This window comes from Streptomyces sp. NPDC059851 (genome assembly GCF_042732005.1).
In the GTDB taxonomy this organism is placed as follows: domain Bacteria; phylum Actinomycetota; class Actinomycetes; order Streptomycetales; family Streptomycetaceae; genus Streptomyces.
In genome coordinates this window covers 2,747-20,265 of the sequence record NZ_JBHWJJ010000147.1, presented here as the reverse complement: position 1 = coordinate 20,265, position 17,519 = coordinate 2,747, and the positions used below count along the sequence as shown (strand labels likewise).

Below are 17,519 nucleotides of genomic sequence, written 5' to 3'. Positions count from 1 at the left end.
TTAACACCCCCACGCCGCAATACCCGATATGGCTGGGTCTGGTGGGCTCGTTTTTTTTTATAAGAGACCGGGCCGCGGACTGGCCGCCGGGGGGCCCCCCCCCGGGGGGCCCGCCCTACTGCTTTCGTACGTCCTACGTACTCCTGCCGTCCCGAGGGCCTGTGCGGCCCCGGCACAAGGGCGGGACTTACTTGCCCTTGGCGGCTTCCTTGAGCTTGGAGCCCGCGGAGACCTTCACGCTGTAGCCGGCCGGGATCTGGATCGGGTCGCCGGTCTGCGGGTTGCGCGCGGTGCGAGCGGCACGGTGGGTGCGCTCGAAGGTCAGGAAGCCGGGGATGGTGACCTTCTCGTCGCCCTTGGCGACGACCTCGCCGATGGTCTCGGCGAGCGCGGCCAGAACGGCGTCGGCGTCCTTGCGGGTCACCTCGGCGCGCTCGGACAGAGCGGCCACCAGCTCACTGCGGTTCATGTTGTACTCCCGTGTTCAACTTGCCTTGGAGGCGTGAGATCGAAGCCGATGCTGCCAGGGCCCTCGGACAGTGCCCGGACCCGGGTCTGAAGCGTCAGACCCTCGCGCCCGGTTACGCATCCTGCCCCCACCAGCGGCGGGAAAGCCAATCCGGCACCCGCCAGGGTCACACGAAAAGCGCCACAGTCACGCCACGGTGACGCTCCGTCCGCACCAGTGGGAAGGGCGTCCCGGTCCTCGTGGGCATTCCTCGCAACACTAGAGGCGGCCCGCCCGGCCCGCATCCCGCGACGCGCCGGTATCCGGCTCAGGCGGACGTGGGCGTCGTCACAGCGGCCGCGGCGGCGGTGGCGGCCTTGCGGACGGCGCCGGCGACCGCGCCCGCGACCTTGTCGTTGAAGACGGACGGGATGATGTAGTTCGCGTTGAGCTCGTCCGCGCCGACGACGTCCGCGAGCGCGGTCGCGGCGGCCAGCATCATGTCGGTGTTCACCGTGCGGGACTGGGCGTCCAGCAGGCCGCGGAACACGCCCGGGAAGACCAGCACGTTGTTGATCTGGTTCGGGAAGTCGGAGCGGCCGGTGGCCACGACGGCCGCGGTCTGACGGGCGATGGCCGGGTCGACCTCGGGGTCCGGGTTCGCGAGCGCGAACACGATCGCGCCGTCCGCCATGGCGGCGACGTCCTCGCCGGACAGCACGTTGGGGGCCGAGACGCCGATGAACACGTCGGCGCCGACGACGGCCTCCTTCAACGTGCCCGTGTAGCCCTCGGGGTTGGTGTTGTCGGCGATCCAGCGCAGCGGCGAGTCCTCGGCCGCGTCGACCAGGTCGGGGCGGCCCGCGTGCACGACGCCGTGGATGTCGGCGCTCACGACGTTCTTCACGCCGGCCGCGAGGAGCAGCTTGAGGATGGCCGTGCCGGCCGCGCCGGCGCCCGACATGACGACCTTGACGTCGCCAACTGCCTTGCCCACGACGCGAAGTGCGTTGGTGAGGGCGGCCAGCACGACGATGGCGGTGCCGTGCTGGTCGTCGTGGAAGACGGGGATGTCCAGGGCCTCGCGCAGTCGGGCCTCGATCTCGAAGCAGCGCGGCGCGGAGATGTCCTCCAGGTTGATGCCGGCGAAGCCGGGCGCGATCGCCTTGACGATCTCGACGATGGCGTCGGAGTCCTGGGTGTCCAGGCAGATGGGCCATGCGTCGATGCCGGCGAAGCGCTTGAAGAGGGCGGCCTTGCCCTCCATGACGGGCAGGGCGGCCTTGGGGCCGATGTTGCCCAGACCCAGTACGGCGGAGCCGTCCGTCACGACTGCGACGGAGTTGCGCTTGATGGTGAGGCGGCGCGCGTCCTCGGGGTTCTCGGCGATCGCCATGCACACGCGGGCCACGCCCGGGGTGTAGATCATCGAGAGGTCGTCGCGGTTGCGGATGGGGTGCTTGGACGCCATCTCGATCTTGCCGCCGAGGTGCATGAGGAACGTACGGTCGGAGACCTTGCCCAGGCTGACGCCCTCGATGCCGCGGAGCTTGTCGACGATCTCGTCCGCGTGCGCGGTGGACGTCGCGGCGATGGTGACGTCGATACGGAGCTTCTCGTGGCCGGAGGCGGTCACATCGAGGCCGGTGACCGAGCCACCGGACGACTCCACGGCGGTGGTGAGCTGGGAGACCGCGGTTCCGCTCGCGGGCACTTCCAGTCGGACCGTCATCGAGTACGAGACGCTGGGCGCCGTTGCCATGGCCGTGTTTCCTCTTCTGTCCCTGTTTTTCGTGTACGTACAGGGCCCCGCAGCACGCCGGGCGCGGCGGGGCCTGTTGTCCGATCGTCCCACCTACCGGTCAGTAGGAGGTAACCAGCTACGAATTCCGGAAAGACTATTCCACGATACGAGATATGCGATCGGCGGGGAAGTGTATTCGGGCATGAAAAAGGTCCGCGCCCCTCGCATACGAGGGGCGCGGACCGCCAAACCCATGACACCGACCCGCCATGCTCGCCTCGCGGCAAGTGGTCGCTCTAGGCGACGAAGGTTGGGCCCGGGGGCTTGGATCGAGCCGGTGTCGTACCCAGGCTAACAAAGGATCCGGGCGACCGGTCCCCCGCGCGGGACTCCGCCCCGTCCCACCACGCTTCCGGCCGCGGGCCATCCGTGACGACGGCCCGCGGCGCAGCCGCCGCCGGCCCCGTGCCGGGCCGGTCCTCCGACAGCGTCCAGACCGCCCTCACGGCCGCAGCAGGGAGGGCAGGCCGGCCGCGTCCGGCTCGTCCCGCTCGGTGGAGATCACCGTCAGCTGCTGCGTCGCACGCGTCAGCGCCACGTACAACACGCGCAGGCCAGCCGGGAACTCACCCGCCTCGACCTCCTCACGTGTAGTGCCGCCGGCGATCTCCGCCGGGGAGACCACCACCGTGGCGTCGTACTCCAGGCCCTTCGCCTCCAGGCTGCCCAGCGCGACCGCCCGCTCGCCGAGCTCAGCCAGCCAGCCGGCCGCCTCCTCGCGCCGGTCCATGGAGACGACCACGCCCACGGTGCCGTCGACCTGCTCCAGCAGCCGCCGCGTCTCCTCCCGCACCACGGCCCCCAGATCGCCGTCGGCCGTCGTGAACCGCGGCTCCAGCCCGGTGGAGCGGACCGCGGTGGGCGGCTCCATCCCCGGCATCGCCAGCTTCAGCACCCGCGCGGCGATCTCGGCGACCTCGGCCGGGTTGCGGTAGTTCACGGTCAGGGTGAAACGGCGGCGCGGCCGGGTGCCCAGGGCCTCGTCACGGGCGGCGGCCGCCTCGTCCAGGTCGATCCACGAGGACTGCGCCGGGTCACCGACCACCGTCCAGGTGCCGTGCCGGCCGCGGCGGCCGACCATCCGCCACTGCATCGGCGTCAGGTCCTGCGCCTCGTCCACGATCACGTGCGCGTACTCGGTGCGCTCCGCCGCGATCCGTTCCGCGCGCTCCCACTGGCTCTCCTCCCGGACCGGCATGAGCTCCTGCAGACCGGTCAGCTGGTCCAGGGGGTCCGCCTCCCGCTTCCGCTTCGGCCGCGCCGGGGCGCCGAGCAGCTGCTGGAGCTCGTCCAGCAGCGCCACGTCGTGCACCGACAGCGGGCCCGTGCCGTCCGGTCCGACACGGCGCAGCGAGCGGGCCGTCCGACGGACCTCGCGCGGGTTCAGCACCCGGCGCGACCAGCGGCCGAGGCGCCGCTCGTCGCCGAGCGCGCCGAGCACGCCTCGCGGGGTCAGCTCGGGCCACCAGGCGTTGAGGAACTGGATGAAGGAGTCCTCGGTGGAGACGTCCTCGTCGAAGGCCGAGCGCAGCTCCGCCGCGAGCTCCGGGTCGCTGTGCCGGCCGGCCGCGCCCGTCTTCGCGTACAGGGCGTCGAGGAGCAGCTTGCGGGCGCGCGGACGCAGCAGGTTGATCGGGGCGGTGCCGCCGAGCACGTTCTGCCGGATCCGGTTCAGTTCGTCGGCCTCCAGCTCCACGCGGCGGGAGAAGGCCACCACGCGCAGCCGCTCCGGGGCGTCGCCGAGTTCGAGCGCGCCGCGGACGGCCTTGCGCAGGACCTTCAGCATCCTGGACGAGCCCTTGATCCGGGCCACGGCCGCCTCGTCGTACGCGGTGGCCTCGGCGCCGTCGACCAACGAGCCCAGCGCCCGGATCGCGACCTGGCCTTCCTCGCCGAGCGAGGGCAGCACCCCCTCGGTGTACGCGACGAGCAGCGGCGTCGGGGAGACGATCAGGATGCCACCGGAGTAGCGGCGCCGGTCCTGGTACAGGAGGTAGGCGGCACGGTGCAGGGCGACGGCGGTCTTGCCGGTGCCGGGGCCGCCCGCGACCTCCGCGACGGATGCGGCGGGGGCGCGGATCACCAGGTCCTGCTCGGCCTGGATGGACGAGACGATGTCGCGCATGGAGTGCGTACGGGCCCGCCCGAGGGCGGCCATCAGGGCGCCGTCGCCGATCGCGGGCAGTTCGCGGCCGTCGAGGAAGGCGGTGACCTCGGGGCGCATCAGGTCGTCCTCGACCCCGAGGACCTTGCGGCCCTTGGAGCGGATGACGCGGCGCCGCACGACCCGGCCGGGGTCCTTGGGCGTGGACCGGTAGAACGGCGCGGCGGCCGGCGCGCGCCAGTCGATGACCAGCGGCGAGTAGTCGGCGTCGAGGACGCCGATGCGCCCGATGTGCAGGGTCTCGGCGATGTCGGCGACGGGGCCGGTGCCGCCCTCGCGGATCGCGTCGTCGGCGGGCTCGACGGAGGTGTACGCGCCGTCCGGGCCGCGCTCGCCGTCCTTGCCGAGCACCAGGTCGATGCGGCCGAAGAGGAAGTCCTCGAACTCGTTGTTCAGCCGGTTGAGGTGGATGCCCGCCCGGAAGACCTGCGCGTCGCGCTCGGCCAGCGCGCCGGGTGTGCCGACCTGGCCGCGCTTGGCCGCGTCGTTCATCAGGAACTCGGCCTCGTCGATCTTCTCCTCGAGGCGGCGGTACACCTGGTCCAGATGAGTCTGCTCGATCGCGATCTCCCGATCGCGGACGGAATCCGCCGTGCTGTCGACAGCGGCATCCTGCGCGGCCACCAATGGCCCCCTTCTGACGTGCATGGGCGACCGTCAACCGTACGCGAAGGGGTGGCTGCTCCGCACGCCCGTTCCGGAGGCGGCACGCGGATCACCCGGCGGGGCGGGCTGCGAGGGTGCGGCGCCGGTGGCGGGCGACGCGCTCGCGGTTGCCGCACACCTCGCTGGAGCACCAGCGGCGCCGGTGGCCGCGGGAGGTGTCCAGGTAGACGCGGGTGCAGCCGTCCGCCGCGCAGGAGCGCAGCAGGGCCCGGTCGCCGGGGTCGGTGAGGAGTTCCACGGCGTCCCGGGCGACGGCGGCGAGCAGGGCGCCGCACTCCACTCCGCCGCACAGCTCCCGTACGAGGTGGCCCTCCTGGTCCCGGACGGCGCACAGGCCGGGGGGTGGTCCGGCGGCCAGCGCGTTGACCCGGGCGAGTGCTCCCTCGTCGGGCCCGCCGCCGGCGAGCTCGGCGCGGACGAGGCTGCCGACGTCGGTGCGCAGGGTCCGGAAGGCCTCGACCCAGTCGGGGCCCACCCGGATGAGCGGGGTCCGGTCGGGGACGAGCCCGGCGCCGGCGAGCCACAGGCGCAGCCCGTCGCCGTCGCGTAATTCTTCGGTGCGCTCGGCCGCCGATCCGCCGGGGGCCCCGGCGGCCCCGGCGGGCCCCGCGGCGCGTGCCGCGGAGGTGGCCAACAGGTCCAGGCACACACGCCCGGAGTCGAACCACATGCCCGTCACCGCCTCTTGTCAGGGACGCGCTTTCAGAGTGCCGCGCACCGGAAGGATGCGGAACCCCCCGGACGGGCGGCCGTGCGGGCCCGCAGGGCTGCGGGGACCCGTCCCGCGGGGCGGTCGGGGGCGTTCGCGCTGCCGGCCCTACGGTGGCGGGTCGTCGTGCAGCAGCCGCTGGAAGAGGACGTGGTCGCGCCAGGCGCCGTTGATGTGCAGGTACTGGGGGGCGAGGCCGATCCGGACGAAGCCGGCCTTGGCCAGGACCCGCTGGGAGGCGGCGTTGTCGACGAGGGTCGAGGCCTCCACCCGGTGCAGCCGGAGCTCGTCGCGGGCGATCCGGCACACCTCCTCCAGTGCGGCGGTGGCCGCACCCCGGCCCGCCCAGGCCCGGTCGACCCAGTAGCCGACGCCGCCGCTGCGGAAGGGACCGAGCGAGACGGAGCCGAGGTTGATCATCCCGATGGGGGCGTCCGTGGCCGCCTCGACGAGCACGTACGGGAAGAGCCGCCCGCCGTCGCGTTCGGCGAGCAGGCCAGCGATCCGGGCCCGCTGGCCGGCCTCGGTGTAGAACACCTCGGACCGCCAGGGCTCGAAGGGCGCCATGTACGCCCGGTTGCGTGCCAGTACGTCGGCCAGCCCGGCGGCGTCGTCGGGCCCGACGCACCGCATCCCCACCCCGTTGATGATCATCCGGGCACGGTAGTCGACCGCGACGGGTGCATCCAGGGGTAGCGGGCCGGTCAGTGGCCCAGCGTGCACTCCCCCGCGTCCAGCGCCAGCCGGTAGCCCCGTTTGACCACCGTCTGGATGAGGTTCGGCACCCCCAGCGCCCCCCGCAGTCGGGCCATGGCCGTCTCCACGGCGTGCTCGTCGCGGCCCGCCCCGGGCAGCGCCCGCAACAGCTCCGCGCGGGCGACGACCCAGCCTGGCCGCCGGGCCAGCGCCCGCAACAGGGCCATCCCGGCCGGCGGTACGGGCCGCAGCTCGTCGTCCACGAGGGCCGCCTGGCCCCGGATCTCCAGCCGGTGCCCGGCGACCGGCAACACCTTGGCCCGGCCGGGCAGCTCCCGGCACAGCAGCTGCACCAGCGGGCCCAGCCGGAACCGCTCCGGCTGCACGGTGTCCACGCCGCGCGCCTGGAGCGGCACCGCCGTCACCGGGCCCACGCACGCGGAGAGCACGCTGCCGCGCAGCCCGGCCAGCACCGACTCCGCGAGCCCCCGCTCCTCGGCCCGGGACAGCAGCGAGGCCGCGGCCGGGGCGGAGGTGAAGCTCACCGCGTCGACCCCGCCGCACACCACGGCGTCCAGCAGCCGGTCCAGCGGCCCGAGGTCCTCCGGGGCCATCCACCGGTACACCGGCACCCCGACGACGTCGGCCCCGCCGGCCCGCAGGGCCTCGACGAAGCCGGGCAGCGGTTCGCCGTGCAGCTGGATCGCGATGCGCCGCCCGGCCACCCCGCCGGCCAGCAGCCGGTCGAGGACCTCGGCGAGGGACTCCGACTCGGGGGACCAGGCCTCGACCAGCCCGGCGGCCCGGATGGCGCCCTTCACCTTGGGCCCGCGCGCGAGGAGTTCGGCGGCGCGCAGCCGGCCGAGGAGTTCCTCGCCGATGCCCCAGCCGTCGGCGGCTTCGATCCAGCCGCGGAATCCGATGGCGGTGGTGGCGACGACCGCGTCGGGCGGGCAGGCGAGCAGTTCCCGCGTGGCGGCCAGGAGTTCGCTGTCGTCGGCCAGCGGCACGATCCGCAGGGCGGGGGCGTGCAGGACGGTGGCCCCGCGCCGGCGCAGCAGGGCGATCAGGTCGTCCGCCCGCCGGGCGGCGGTGACCCCCACGGTGAACCCGGCCAGCGGCGCGATGGCCGGCGCCGCGGTGCCGGCGGCGGAAGCGGTGTCAGCGGCGGCGGTGTCGGCGGCGGCGGTGTCGGCGGCGGCGGTTGTGGTGGCCGTCGCGGTGCGCGTCGGGGTGTCGTCGTCCATGGTGACCTGCCTTGCCCAGTGGGTCGGTATCACGTTCGCGACCACGTGTCGCGCGACGGGAACCGAGCCTGTCAAGTCTGCGTGTCAGGCCCGGTTCCGCCGTATTTCGTGGCCGTAAATCGCTGTTACACCGATGTGAGCTGCGGCTTCGCCTCGATCTCGGCGCCCGGGCGGGTCGGAGCCGCGGGTCGGCGAAGGTATACCGCCCAAGTGACCGTGCCGCACACGGCGTAGCAGGCGAGGAAGGCGACGAAAGCGGCGGTTCCGGATCCCGAGACCCGGAAGGCCTCCCGGAAGGCGAGGTTGATGCCGAGTCCGCCGAGCGCGCCCACCGCGCCGATGAGGCCCATGGACGCGCCGGAGAGCCGTCGCCCGTACGTGGCCGCGGCCTCGCCGCCCATGCCTCGGGCGAGGGCCTGGGCCTGGAAGATGCCGGGGATCATCTTGTACGTGGATCCGTTGCCGATCCCGCTGAGCACGAACAGCCCGACGAATCCGACGAGGAAGAGGGACAGCGACTCCTGCAGCGAGGCGTACACGACCACCGCGGTCGCGGTGGCCATCGCCGCGAAGCTGCCGAGGGTGATGCGCGCCCCGCCGAACCGGTCCGCGAGAGCACCGCCCACGGGACGGACCAGTGATCCGAGCAGCGGTCCGACGAAGGTGAGCGAGGCGGCCTGGAGCGGGGTCCGGCCGAACTGGGTCTGCAGCACCAGCCCGAAGGCGAAGCTGTAGCCGATAAAGGAGCCGAAGGTGCCGACGTACAGCAGCGCCATGATCCAGGTGTGCCGTTCGCGGACCGCCTCGCGGACGGCGCCCCCGTCGTTCCGCACCGGTGCCAGGTTGTCCATCCGCAGCAGCGCCATGACGGCGGCGGCCACGACCAGCGGCACGTAGGCAGCCAGGAGCAGCCTCGGCCGCCCGGCTCCGGCGGTCGCGATGACGAGCAGCGCCGCCAACTGCACCACCGGGACGCCGATGTTGCCGCCGCCCGCGTTCAGGCCGAGCGCCCAGCCCTTCTTGCGCAGCGGGAAGAAGGCGTTGATGTTCGTCATCGAGGAGGCGAAGTTCCCGCCGCCGACCCCGGTGAGGGCCGCCACCGCCAGGAACGTCCCGTACGGGGTCCCGGGCTCCATGACGAACAGCGCGGCCACGGTCGGGGCGAGCAGCATCAGGGCGCTGACGACGGTCCAGTTCCGGCCGCCGAACCGGGCGACGGCGAAGGTGTAGGGGATGCGGACGAGGGCGCCCACGGTGGTGGCGGTCGCGATGAGGAAGAACTTTCCGGCCGGGTCGATCCCGTACTCGGGGCCCATGAAGAGCACCATCACCGACCACAGGGACCAGATGGAGAAGCCGATGTGCTCGCTGACCACTGACCACAGCAGGTTGCGGCGGGCGATCCGCTCCCCCGACTCCTTCCAGAAGGCCTCGTCCTCCGGGTCCCACCGCTCGATCCAGCGGCCTCCCCTGCGCGGTGCGGTCGTACCGGTCATCACACGCCTCCCCAGTCCTCGGTCCGTGGTCCGTGGTCCGACCGTAGGAACGGCGCGTTTCGGCCTCGGTCCCCGCGGGATGACCGGGGGGAAACCTTGCACTCACCCGCCGCCGGGCAGGCCTGTGAGCGCGGCGGCCGGCAGCCAGCTCCCGGCGGGCACGTCCAGCCAGCCGCGGTCCGCGGCGAGCTGTGCCGCGGACCGTCGCAGGGCGTCGAGTCCGGGGTGCCGGAACCCCTTGCGCCAGACCATCGCCAGCGGCGACAGCGGCAGGGGGTCGGTCAGGGGGCGTTTCACGCACCCGGGCATGTCGACGAAGTCCACGGTGGCCAGGACCGGGTTGCGGGTCTTCGCCATCACCCGGCGGAACTCGTCCTTCCCCACGGCCACGGGCGCGGGCGGCGCCAGCGCGATCCCGCGGCCCTCGAACAGCTCGCGCGCCAGCCGCGTCCACTCCAGGGTCCGCGGGTTCCCGGCCCCGGCGTACACCCGCTCCCCGGCGAGCGCGCCGACGGGCACCGGGCCTGCCTGCACCGGCCCGTCGGACCCGGCCAGCGGGTGCCCGTCGGGCAGCAGCACGGCGAGCGGCTCGTAGCGTACGGGCAGGTGGGCGAGGCGGGCCCGCAGCGCCGGCTCCAGCCCGCCGACGTACCCGAACGCCACGTCCAGCCGCCCGGCGGCGACCTCGGCCGCGGCATGCGTCAGCCCGCTCTCGAAGCGGGCCATCAGCTCGCAGTCCGGTGCGAGTTCGCGGGCCCGCTCCAGCACGGTGCGGGCGGTGCTCGGGCCGTCGGTGTTGAGGTCGACCAGCAGCGGGCGCGGGCCGGCGAAGGCGCCGGACAGCTCCTCGTACGCGGCGAGCACCCGCCGGGCCGGTGCCAGCAGCCGCTCCCCGTCGGCGGTCAGCTCGACGGCGCGGGTGGTGCGGACGAACAGGGCCGCACCCAGGGCCTGTTCCAGGCGGCGCACGTCCCTGCTGAGGGCTTGCTGGGCGATGTACAGCCGGGCGGCGGCGCGGGTGAAGTGCAGTTCCTCGGCCACCGCGAGGAAGGAGCGCAGCAGGCGGGGTTCCACGTCACGGGCATTCACCCCGTGAGATTAACAATCGATGCCGGTGAATCGGTGGGCAACAGGTGTTGGACGCCCCGGCCCCCCGGCCCGGATCTTGGATGGCATGCCGCACACCGCCCCGTCCCCCGCCCGGCCCCGCCCCCGCATGACCGTCACCGGCGCCACGCTGGTGATCGCCCCGCCCCCGTCCCCGACCCTGGACCCGCACCGGCAGCCTGCCCCGCCCCGTCGCGAGCCGGGCCCCTACCGGCGCCTGTTCGCCCTCCCCGGCACCCGCGCCTTCACCGCCGGGAACCTGCTGGCCCGGCTCCCCATGGGCATGTTCGGCGTCAGCGCGGTCATGATGATCGCCGGGCAGCGCGGCTCGTACGCCCTCGCCGGCGCGGTCACGGCCACCGGCCTCGCGGCCACGGCCCTGGTCGCGCCCTGGACCGCCCGCCTGGTCGACCGGTACGGGCAGGCCCGGATCGCCGTCCCGGCCACGCTGATCGCGGTCCTCGGCTCGCTCTCGCTGGTCCTGTGCGTCCGCTCCGGCGCCCCCGCCTGGACCCTCTTCGCCAGCTACGCGGCCACGGCGACCACGCCCAACATCGGCGGCATGTCCCGGGCCCGCTGGACCCACCTGCTGCGCGACTCCCGCTCCGCGCACCACACGGCCATGGCCTTCGAGCAGGCCGCCGACGAGCTGTGCTTCATGCTCGGCCCGGTGGTCGCCGCCGCCCTGTGCTCGGCCGTGTTCCCCGAGGCGGGCACCCTCACCGGTGCCGTCCTCCTCCTCACCGGCATGCTGGTCTTCACCGCGCAGCGCTCGACGGAACCGCCGCCGTCCAGGGCCGCCCGCGGAGGCGCCCCGCTCCGCGCCGTCCGCTCGCTCCTCGTCCTCTTCCTCCCCCTCGGCGTGATGTTCGGCGCGCTGGAGGTCACCTCCATCGCCCACCTCGACGCCCACGGTCTCGGCGCCGCCTCCGGCGCGGTCCTCGCCCTCCAGGCGGCCGGCTCCTGCGCGGCGGGCCTCCTCTACGGCACGCTCCGCCCCCTGACCCTCCGCACCTGCCTCGCCGCCCTCACCGCAGCAATGGCCCTGCCCTGGGTCGCCGCCGCGACGAACTCGGTGCTCCTGCTGGCCTGCGCCCTCCTCCTGGCGGGCATGGCCACGGCCCCGACGATGGTCACGGCGATGTCCCGCGTCCACGCCGTGACCCCGCCGGCCCGCCTCAACGAGGGCATGACCCTGGCCGTCACCGCGATCTTCGCGGGCATAGCCGCCGGCTCAGCGGCTGCTGGCTGGCTGGTCGACCACGCCGGCGCGACCCCGGCCTACGCCCTCCCGGCCGCGGCTGCTCTTACGGCCCTGGCCCTCGGCACCTGGTGGAGCCGCCCTGTCACTCGTACCAGGTGATCCCGCACACGTAGATGCACTCGTGCCGCGGGACTGCAAGGAAGCTGGTGAAGCCGCGCCCGCCGAAGATGTCGAACTGGCGGAGACCACCCACCTTTCTGGTGGGACGTCCGACGGTTTCTGCATCGCGCCCGAGCGCCGAGAGCTCGGTCGCGATCCGCTCGACCTCCGCAATCACTCCGGGCGGCAGCCCGCCGGTCAGATGCGCGTGGTCGTTCGTGTGTTGTAGTCCCGGGTCCAATCGCTCACAGGCCGGTCTCAGCCTCCGCCTTCTCCAGAATCTGCTGGATCTCCACCAGCAGGGGTGCCGGATCCTCCGCACCCTCCTGGATCAGCCGCTCCAAGTGGTGCAGGCGGGCGGCTCTCTGCGGATGGCGCTCGATCTCGACGAACACGGCCCAGGAGTGGATGAAGGCCCGCAACGGGGCGAGTGACTGCGTCTGCTGGGCGCTGGTCGTGGCCTCGAAGAGGTGCTGCGTCAGATCTGGCACACGGCTGGGAGCAATCTTCGCGACAGCCTCTCGGAGGGCAGCGGGCGTGAGCTCCGGCATGGGGATCAGCACCCCGGCTTCGGCGGGGATCGGCGTGCTCACGTGTCCTTCTCGGTGGGGACTCGGTCGCGAGTGGTATCCCACGTTACCGCTGTGGCGGGTACCCGCGTGGGCAGTCCGGAGCCACGAAGCGCGCCGTGATCGGCCTTGGCCGATGGCGGCGGCGCGAATCATGCGGCCTTTCGCTTGCCGACGTCGGCGGCCCGGGTCAGGAGGTCCGCGACACCGGGTACACCTCGATAGCCGGCCATCCCCTTCTGCAGCGCCTTCATGTGCTCGTCCCCCGGGTGGACGACAGGGTGGTGTGGAGGTCCAGGAACTCCGTCCACGTCTGCGTGGCGGCTTCGATGTGCCGCATCTGCATCTGCCGGTCGGCGATCACTCCGAGGGCGTTCAGCCGGCCCTGCCGCTCTTGGGGGGAGCGAGCGTGGTTGGAGCGGCGCAAGGCGTGGACCGAGCTCCGGCTGGGCCGGCGTGGACGCCGACAGGGCGTACGGGTGGATCCGGCTGGCCTCGGGCCGCGAGGCACTCGCGCTCGTTAAAGACATCCGAAAGGCGCCGGAATGAGACACGGAGGTATCGGACGTGACCACGCGGGCCGGCGATGACGACCCCTGGCAGGAGACCCGCTACCTGCTGCGCTCCCCCGCGAACGCCCGCCGGCTCTGGGAAGCCGTCGCCCGTGATCGGGAGGGCGCGGCGACCGTCGCCGTACGGGCGGAGGAGGTGCACGGCACGGCACCGGACGGGGAGGAGCGAGGCCGCGCATGACGAAGGCCCCGCAGCCGGATGGCTGCGGGGCCTTCGCCCACATGGGATGAGTGGAGATGGCGGGAATCGAACCCGCGTCCAACGGTGCAGAAGGAGGGCTTCTCCGAGCGCAGTCCGCTGCGCTTTTCTCGGCCCCGGAGATCACACGGACAAGTCTCCGACGGGCTCAGTCACTGTTTGATTTCCCTCCAACCCCCGTGACCGGGGCTAGAGGTTTAGATCCCTAGTCGACGCCAGGATCCGGACCGGGACCACTTCCGGGCTGACGCTCCTCACAGAGGCTTCAGCTCACTGTTATTAGGCAGCGAGGGCGAAGCGGGAGTTATCGCTCTTGGAGTTGGCGATTATTTTTTTGCGACATGTGGTTAGCGAGATCATTGCCGCTTCCTCGGCTCGCTTCCCCTACATCGGCATCCGCTGTCGAAACCGATCATCCCCATGTTGATTTTTCAAAGAGCGCCACCCCCAGGAGGTGGTGCTGACCCCATGGTACGCGAAGTGGACCACTGGGTGCCAGGAGATTAACCCTCGCCGCGCTGGCGCCTGCGGGCCGCCGCGATGGCGCGGTTCGTCTCGCGCGTGTCCTGCTTCTCCCGGAGCGTCTGCCGCTTGTCGTACTCCTTCTTGCCCTTCGCCAGGGCGATCTCGACCTTGGCCCGGCCGTCCTTGAAGTACAGGGCCAGGGGCACGACCGTGTGACCGGTCTCCTGCGCCTTCGACTCCAGCTTGTCGATCTCCTCACGGTGCAGGAGGAGCTTCCGCTTGCGGCGGGCCGAGTGGTTGGTCCAGGTGCCCTGGCTGTACTCCGGCACGTGCACGTTGTACATCCAGGCCTCGCGGCCCTCCACCGACACGAAGCCGTCGACGAGCGAGGCCCGGCCCTGGCGCAGGGACTTGACCTCGGTGCCGGTGAGTACGATGCCGCACTCGTAGGTGTCGAGGATCGTGTAGTCGTGCCGCGCCTTCTTGTTCTGGGCGATCAGCTTGCGCCCTTTTTCCTTAGCCATAGTGCGGTCATTTTCGCACTACGACCCCGCCCCGCGGCCACCCAATACCGTGCGGGCCCGCTCTTCGACGGCCGTGCCCGCCGCCAGGTCCGGGGTGATGCCGCTGCCGTCGAGGCTGCGCCCCGCCGGGGTGCGGTAGGTGCCCACCGTCAGCTCGGCGACCGAGCCGTCCGGGAGCTGCGTCGGCATCTGCACCGAGCCCTTGCCGAAGGTGCGGGTGCCGACGGCGACGGCCCTGCCGCGGTCCTGGAGGGCACCCGTGACGAGTTCCGCGGCGCTCATGGTGCCGCCGTCGACCAGGGTGACCAGGGGGCGGGTGGTGTCCCCGCCGGGGGTGGCGTACAGGGCGCGCTCGTCGCCCCGGACGTCGTAGGTGGCGACGAGACCCCCGTCGAGGAAGGCGGAGGCGGCGGTGACGGCCTCGGTGACCAGCCCGCCGGGGTTGCCGCGCAGGTCCAGCATGAGGCCGGCGCCGGACGGGGCGGAGCGGACGGCGGCCTTGACGCGTTCGCCGGAGCCGCGGCTGAACGAGGCGACCTTGATGACGGTGATCCCGCCGGGCAGTTCCCGAACGGTCACGGGCTCGGTGCGCAGCTGCTCGCGGCGGAGGGTCTCGGTGAGGTCCGCGGCGCCGTCCCGGCCGAACCGCAGGACCACGGGGGTGCCGGCCTCACCGCGCAGGAGGGCGACGACCTCGGAGACGCGCAGGCCGGTGACGGTGCGGCCGTCGACGCTGAGGAGCCGGTCCCCGGCGCGCAGGCCGGCGCGGTCGGCGGGGCTGCCGGGCTGCACCTTGTCGATCTCGATGCGGCCGTCGGCGCGGCGCTCGGGCCACAGTCCGACGCCGGTCCAGCGGCCGTCGAGGTCGTCGGCGAAGGCGGCGTACTCGCCCTGGTCGTAGACGACGCCCCAGCGGTCGCCGCTGCGGCTGACCACCTCCTGGGCGGCCTTCTTGCCGGACTTGCCCTCGGCGACGGCCTCGGCTGCGGCGCGGGCGACGGCCTCCCGGTCGGCGGTGCCGGCGGGCGGGCCGGACGGTCCGGGGGCGGGGGCGGCGGGGTCGGCAGCCGTTAACCCGGCGCCCTCGGCACGGCTTGCGGCGCCGGCGCCGTCCCAGCAGCCGAGGCCGGCGGCGGTGGTGACGGCCGCGACGAAGGCCAGCGTCAAAGCGGCCCCGCGACGGAGGTCGCGGGGCCGAAGACAGAAGGCGGGCAGACCCTGCATGGCGCCGAGTCTAGGACAAGCTCCGTACGGCCACGCCGGGTTGGGCGGAGCTCACACAGGGCACTTGTCACACCTTCAGGTACTTGCGCAAAGCCAGGAAGGCCGCCAGGGAGGGCATCAACACCCCGATGGCGAGGACCAGCGGCAGCTTCGTCAGGACGGAGTCCCAGCCGATGAAGTTGATCAGCTCCATCTTGGTGCGCAGCGAGGCTCCGTGGTCGATGACGAAGTACTGGCCGGCGCCGAGCATGAGGCAGGCGAACACGGCGCCGATGAGGCCGGCGAAGGCGGCCTCCATGATGAACGGCACCTGGATGTAGAAGCTGGAGGCGCCGACCAGCCGCATGATCCCGGTCTCACGCCGCCGGCTGAAGGCCGAAACGCGCACGGTGTTGACGATCAGCAACAGGGCCACGACCAGCATGATCAGCATGATGCCCAGGGCGGCCCAGTTGAGGTAGTTGAGCATCTGGAAGAGGTTGTCCAGCTCGCGGTGCTGGTCCTCCACCGACTGCACGCCGTCACGCCCGGCGAACGCGGTGGTGATGACCTGGTACTTCTCCGGCTCCTTGAGCTTCACGCGGAAGGACTCGGGCATCTGGTCCGGGGTGACCACCGAGGCCAGCGCGGTGTGTCCGAAGCGCTCCTTGTAGTGCTTGTACGCCTCGTCGGCCGACTCGTAGTGGACCGTCTGGACGAGGTCCATCTTCTTCAGGTCGGTCTCGATCTGCTGCTTCTGCTCGGGGGTGACCGCACCCTTGGCGCAGGACTTGCTGCCGGTCTCGCTGTTCTCCGCGTCGCTCTTGTTGCACAGGTAGATCGAGACGTTGACCTTGTCGTACCAGTAGCCCTTCATCTGGCTCACCTGGTCGCGCATGAGCAGGGAGCCGCCGAACAGGGCCAGTGACAGGGCCACGGAGATGATGACCGCGAAGGTCATGGTGAGATTGCGGCGGAGACCGACGCCGATCTCCGACACGACGAACTGGGCGCGCATGACGTCTGGGTGGGCCTTTCAGTGCTGGTAGCCGTAGACGCCGCGCGACTGGTCGCGTACGAGACGGCCCTGTTCGAGTTCGATGACGCGCTTGCGCATCTGGTCCACGATCTGCTGGTCGTGCGTGGCCATGATGACGGTGGTGCCGGTGCGGTTGATCCGGTCGAGCAGCTTCATGATCCCGACGGAGGTCTGCGGGTCGAGGTTGCCGGTGGGCTCGTCCGCGATCAGCAGGGCGGGGCGGTTGACGAAGGCGCGGGCGATGGCCACGCGCTGCTGCTCACCGCCGGAGAGCTCGCCGGGCATGCGGTCCTCCTTGCCGCCGAGGCCCACCAGCTCCAGGACCTGGGGGACGGCCTTGCGGATCTCGCCGCGGGGCTTGCCGATGACCTCCTGGGCGAAGGCCACGTTCTCCGCCACCGTCTTGTTGGGCAGCAGGCGGAAGTCCTGGAAGACGGTACCCAGCTGGCGCCGCATCTGCGGGACCTTCCAGTTGGAGAGCTTTCCGAGGTCCTTGCCCAGGACGTGGACCTGGCCGTGACTGGCCCGCTCCTCGCGGAGGATCAGCCGCAGGAAGGTGGACTTGCCGGAGCCGGAGGAGCCGACCAGGAAGACGAATTCGCCCTTCGCGATCTCCAGGGAGACATCTCTGAGTGCGGGGCGGTTCTGCTTCGGGTAGGACTTGGAGACGTTGTCGAATCGGATCACGGTGCACCACGGTCGCCGGGAGTAGGTGTGCGAGACCATACGCGAACGGGCGCGGGGTGGGGACCCGCCGCCCGTAGTTGCCCGATATATCCCCTGGTCGGGGAAGGGAGCGTTCGCGATTGCCCGGACGGGCCGCGCCGAATGTCGCCGGAGCTGGCACAGTGGTAGGGGGAACGGCAGCGTTCCCCCACGCGTTGTTCAAGGGGACGAGAGGAGGAGAGCGCATGACGTATGACCGGCTCGTGTGCGCGAACTGCGCCGCGCCCGTCAGTCAGGGCCGCTGCCCGGTGTGCCGGGCGAACCGGGAGCGCCTCCGGCAGGAGGGCCCCTTCGCAGGCCTGAACCCCATGGCGCTGATCGCGCTCCTGGTGGTCCTCGTGGCGGCAGCCCTGGCCCTGGTGGCCCAGCAGACGGCCTAGGACGGGGTACGGGCGACAGGCGCGGGGCTCCTCGCGGCACGTCCCGGAACCGGAAGCAGATCCGGAAGCAAGATCCGGCAACAGGTGCGGAACGGCGGCGGGGCCCGGACACCGATCGGTGTCCGGGCCCCGCCGCCGTTCC

At 72.1% G+C, this 17,519-nt stretch carries 18 protein-coding genes and 1 other RNA gene; 3 read left to right on the top strand and 16 right to left on the bottom strand.

Going from position 1 to position 17,519, the window contains the following annotated elements; all coding sequences use genetic code 11:
• Positions 1-187 precede the first annotated feature (187 nt).
• From ACFV7Q_RS33035 to ACFV7Q_RS33000, 8 genes are all read right to left on the bottom strand, one after another.
• Positions 188-469, bottom strand: a complete 282-nt coding sequence (locus ACFV7Q_RS33035; protein ID WP_030875040.1) for an HU family DNA-binding protein — start codon at positions 467-469, stop codon at positions 188-190.
• Positions 470-776: 307 nt separating this feature from the next.
• The gene (locus ACFV7Q_RS33030) at positions 777-2,210 is read right to left on the bottom strand and encodes an NAD-dependent malic enzyme (protein ID WP_385434232.1); all 1,434 of its coding nucleotides are present in this window, start codon (positions 2,208-2,210) and stop codon (positions 777-779) included.
• A gap of 484 nt (positions 2,211-2,694) precedes the next feature.
• Complete coding sequence (locus tag ACFV7Q_RS33025; protein WP_385434230.1) at positions 2,695-5,040, bottom strand: HelD family protein; 2,346 nt, start codon at positions 5,038-5,040, stop codon at positions 2,695-2,697.
• A gap of 91 nt (positions 5,041-5,131) precedes the next feature.
• Positions 5,132-5,752, bottom strand: a complete 621-nt coding sequence (locus tag ACFV7Q_RS33020; protein ID WP_385434228.1) for a CGNR zinc finger domain-containing protein — start codon at positions 5,750-5,752, stop codon at positions 5,132-5,134.
• A 147-nt stretch (positions 5,753-5,899) separates the two neighbouring features.
• Positions 5,900-6,445: a GNAT family N-acetyltransferase gene (locus ACFV7Q_RS33015; protein ID WP_385434225.1), complete on the bottom strand. Its 546-nt coding sequence runs from the start codon at positions 6,443-6,445 to the stop codon at positions 5,900-5,902.
• A 50-nt stretch (positions 6,446-6,495) separates the two neighbouring features.
• The gene (locus ACFV7Q_RS33010) at positions 6,496-7,734 is read right to left on the bottom strand and encodes a uroporphyrinogen-III synthase (protein ID WP_385434223.1); all 1,239 of its coding nucleotides are present in this window, start codon (positions 7,732-7,734) and stop codon (positions 6,496-6,498) included.
• A gap of 125 nt (positions 7,735-7,859) precedes the next feature.
• Complete coding sequence (locus ACFV7Q_RS33005) at positions 7,860-9,230, bottom strand: nitrate/nitrite transporter (RefSeq protein WP_385434221.1); 1,371 nt, start codon at positions 9,228-9,230, stop codon at positions 7,860-7,862.
• A 102-nt stretch (positions 9,231-9,332) separates the two neighbouring features.
• A complete protein-coding gene (locus ACFV7Q_RS33000) occupies positions 9,333-10,319 on the bottom strand; it encodes a LysR family transcriptional regulator (RefSeq protein WP_385434219.1) in 987 nt (328 codons plus the stop codon).
• Between the two features lie 85 nt (positions 10,320-10,404).
• Here ACFV7Q_RS33000 and ACFV7Q_RS32995 point away from each other — a divergent pair, with 85 nt between their 5' ends.
• Positions 10,405-11,700 carry an MFS transporter gene (locus ACFV7Q_RS32995; protein WP_385434217.1) on the top strand — a complete coding sequence of 432 codons (1,296 nt, stop codon included), beginning with the start codon at positions 10,405-10,407 and terminating at the stop codon, positions 11,698-11,700.
• Here ACFV7Q_RS32995 and ACFV7Q_RS32990 read toward each other — a convergent pair.
• The 3 genes from ACFV7Q_RS32990 to ACFV7Q_RS32980 form a co-directional block, all read right to left on the bottom strand.
• Positions 11,684-11,941 (bottom strand): hypothetical protein, encoded by a 258-nt coding sequence (locus ACFV7Q_RS32990; protein WP_385434215.1) that lies wholly within the window; start codon positions 11,939-11,941, stop codon positions 11,684-11,686. The genes ACFV7Q_RS32995 and ACFV7Q_RS32990 overlap by 17 nt on opposite strands.
• A gap of 4 nt (positions 11,942-11,945) precedes the next feature.
• Positions 11,946-12,293: a DUF6247 family protein gene (locus tag ACFV7Q_RS32985; RefSeq protein ID WP_385434213.1), complete on the bottom strand. Its 348-nt coding sequence runs from the start codon at positions 12,291-12,293 to the stop codon at positions 11,946-11,948.
• A gap of 226 nt (positions 12,294-12,519) precedes the next feature.
• Complete coding sequence (locus tag ACFV7Q_RS32980; RefSeq protein ID WP_385434211.1) at positions 12,520-12,696, bottom strand: hypothetical protein; 177 nt, start codon at positions 12,694-12,696, stop codon at positions 12,520-12,522.
• Between the two features lie 140 nt (positions 12,697-12,836).
• Between ACFV7Q_RS32980 and ACFV7Q_RS32975 the strand changes: the two genes are divergently transcribed.
• Positions 12,837-13,022, top strand: a complete 186-nt coding sequence (locus tag ACFV7Q_RS32975; RefSeq protein WP_385434209.1) for a hypothetical protein — start codon at positions 12,837-12,839, stop codon at positions 13,020-13,022.
• A 48-nt stretch (positions 13,023-13,070) separates the two neighbouring features.
• On the opposite strand, the gene ssrA is transcribed toward ACFV7Q_RS32975, so the two are convergent.
• The 5 genes from ssrA to ftsE form a co-directional block, all read right to left on the bottom strand.
• Positions 13,071-13,460, bottom strand: a transfer-messenger RNA (tmRNA) gene (gene ssrA, locus ACFV7Q_RS32970).
• An 83-nt stretch (positions 13,461-13,543) separates the two neighbouring features.
• Entirely contained in the window at positions 13,544-14,029 is a 486-nt protein-coding gene (gene smpB, locus ACFV7Q_RS32965) for an SsrA-binding protein SmpB (RefSeq protein ID WP_385434207.1), read from the bottom strand.
• An 18-nt stretch (positions 14,030-14,047) separates the two neighbouring features.
• Entirely contained in the window at positions 14,048-15,253 is a 1,206-nt protein-coding gene (locus ACFV7Q_RS32960; protein WP_385434205.1) for a S41 family peptidase, read from the bottom strand.
• A 67-nt stretch (positions 15,254-15,320) separates the two neighbouring features.
• On the bottom strand, positions 15,321-16,250 hold the full coding sequence (ftsX, locus tag ACFV7Q_RS32955; protein ID WP_385434203.1) for a permease-like cell division protein FtsX: 930 nt from the start codon (positions 16,248-16,250) through the stop codon (positions 15,321-15,323).
• A gap of 18 nt (positions 16,251-16,268) precedes the next feature.
• A complete protein-coding gene (gene ftsE / locus ACFV7Q_RS32950; protein ID WP_385434201.1) occupies positions 16,269-16,958 on the bottom strand; it encodes a cell division ATP-binding protein FtsE in 690 nt (229 codons plus the stop codon).
• 224 nt (positions 16,959-17,182) lie between these two features.
• Between ftsE and ACFV7Q_RS32945 the strand changes: the two genes are divergently transcribed.
• Positions 17,183-17,377 (top strand): hypothetical protein, encoded by a 195-nt coding sequence (locus tag ACFV7Q_RS32945; protein ID WP_179177185.1) that lies wholly within the window; start codon positions 17,183-17,185, stop codon positions 17,375-17,377.
• Positions 17,378-17,519 lie beyond the last annotated feature (142 nt).

What these genes read in the sequence shown, in the direction of transcription:
- ACFV7Q_RS32960 (WP_385434205.1), bottom strand. Translation starts at nt 15,253, where the DNA reads ATGCAGGGTCTGCCCGCCTTCTGTCTTCGGCCCCGCGACCTCCGTCGC.
- ACFV7Q_RS32995 (WP_385434217.1), top strand. Translation starts at nt 10,405, where the DNA reads ATGCCGCACACCGCCCCGTCCCCCGCCCGGCCCCGCCCCCGCATGACC.
- ACFV7Q_RS33005 (WP_385434221.1), bottom strand. Translation starts at nt 9,230, where the DNA reads ATGACCGGTACGACCGCACCGCGCAGGGGAGGCCGCTGGATCGAGCGG.
- ACFV7Q_RS33010 (WP_385434223.1), bottom strand. Translation starts at nt 7,734, where the DNA reads ATGGACGACGACACCCCGACGCGCACCGCGACGGCCACCACAACCGCC.
- ACFV7Q_RS33035 (WP_030875040.1), bottom strand. Translation starts at nt 469, where the DNA reads ATGAACCGCAGTGAGCTGGTGGCCGCTCTGTCCGAGCGCGCCGAGGTG.
- ACFV7Q_RS33015 (WP_385434225.1), bottom strand. Translation starts at nt 6,445, where the DNA reads ATGATCATCAACGGGGTGGGGATGCGGTGCGTCGGGCCCGACGACGCC.
- ACFV7Q_RS32945 (WP_179177185.1), top strand. Translation starts at nt 17,183, where the DNA reads ATGACGTATGACCGGCTCGTGTGCGCGAACTGCGCCGCGCCCGTCAGT.
- smpB (WP_385434207.1), bottom strand. Translation starts at nt 14,029, where the DNA reads ATGGCTAAGGAAAAAGGGCGCAAGCTGATCGCCCAGAACAAGAAGGCG.
- ACFV7Q_RS33020 (WP_385434228.1), bottom strand. Translation starts at nt 5,752, where the DNA reads ATGTGGTTCGACTCCGGGCGTGTGTGCCTGGACCTGTTGGCCACCTCC.
- ACFV7Q_RS33030 (WP_385434232.1), bottom strand. Translation starts at nt 2,210, where the DNA reads ATGGCAACGGCGCCCAGCGTCTCGTACTCGATGACGGTCCGACTGGAA.
- ftsX (WP_385434203.1), bottom strand. Translation starts at nt 16,250, where the DNA reads ATGCGCGCCCAGTTCGTCGTGTCGGAGATCGGCGTCGGTCTCCGCCGC.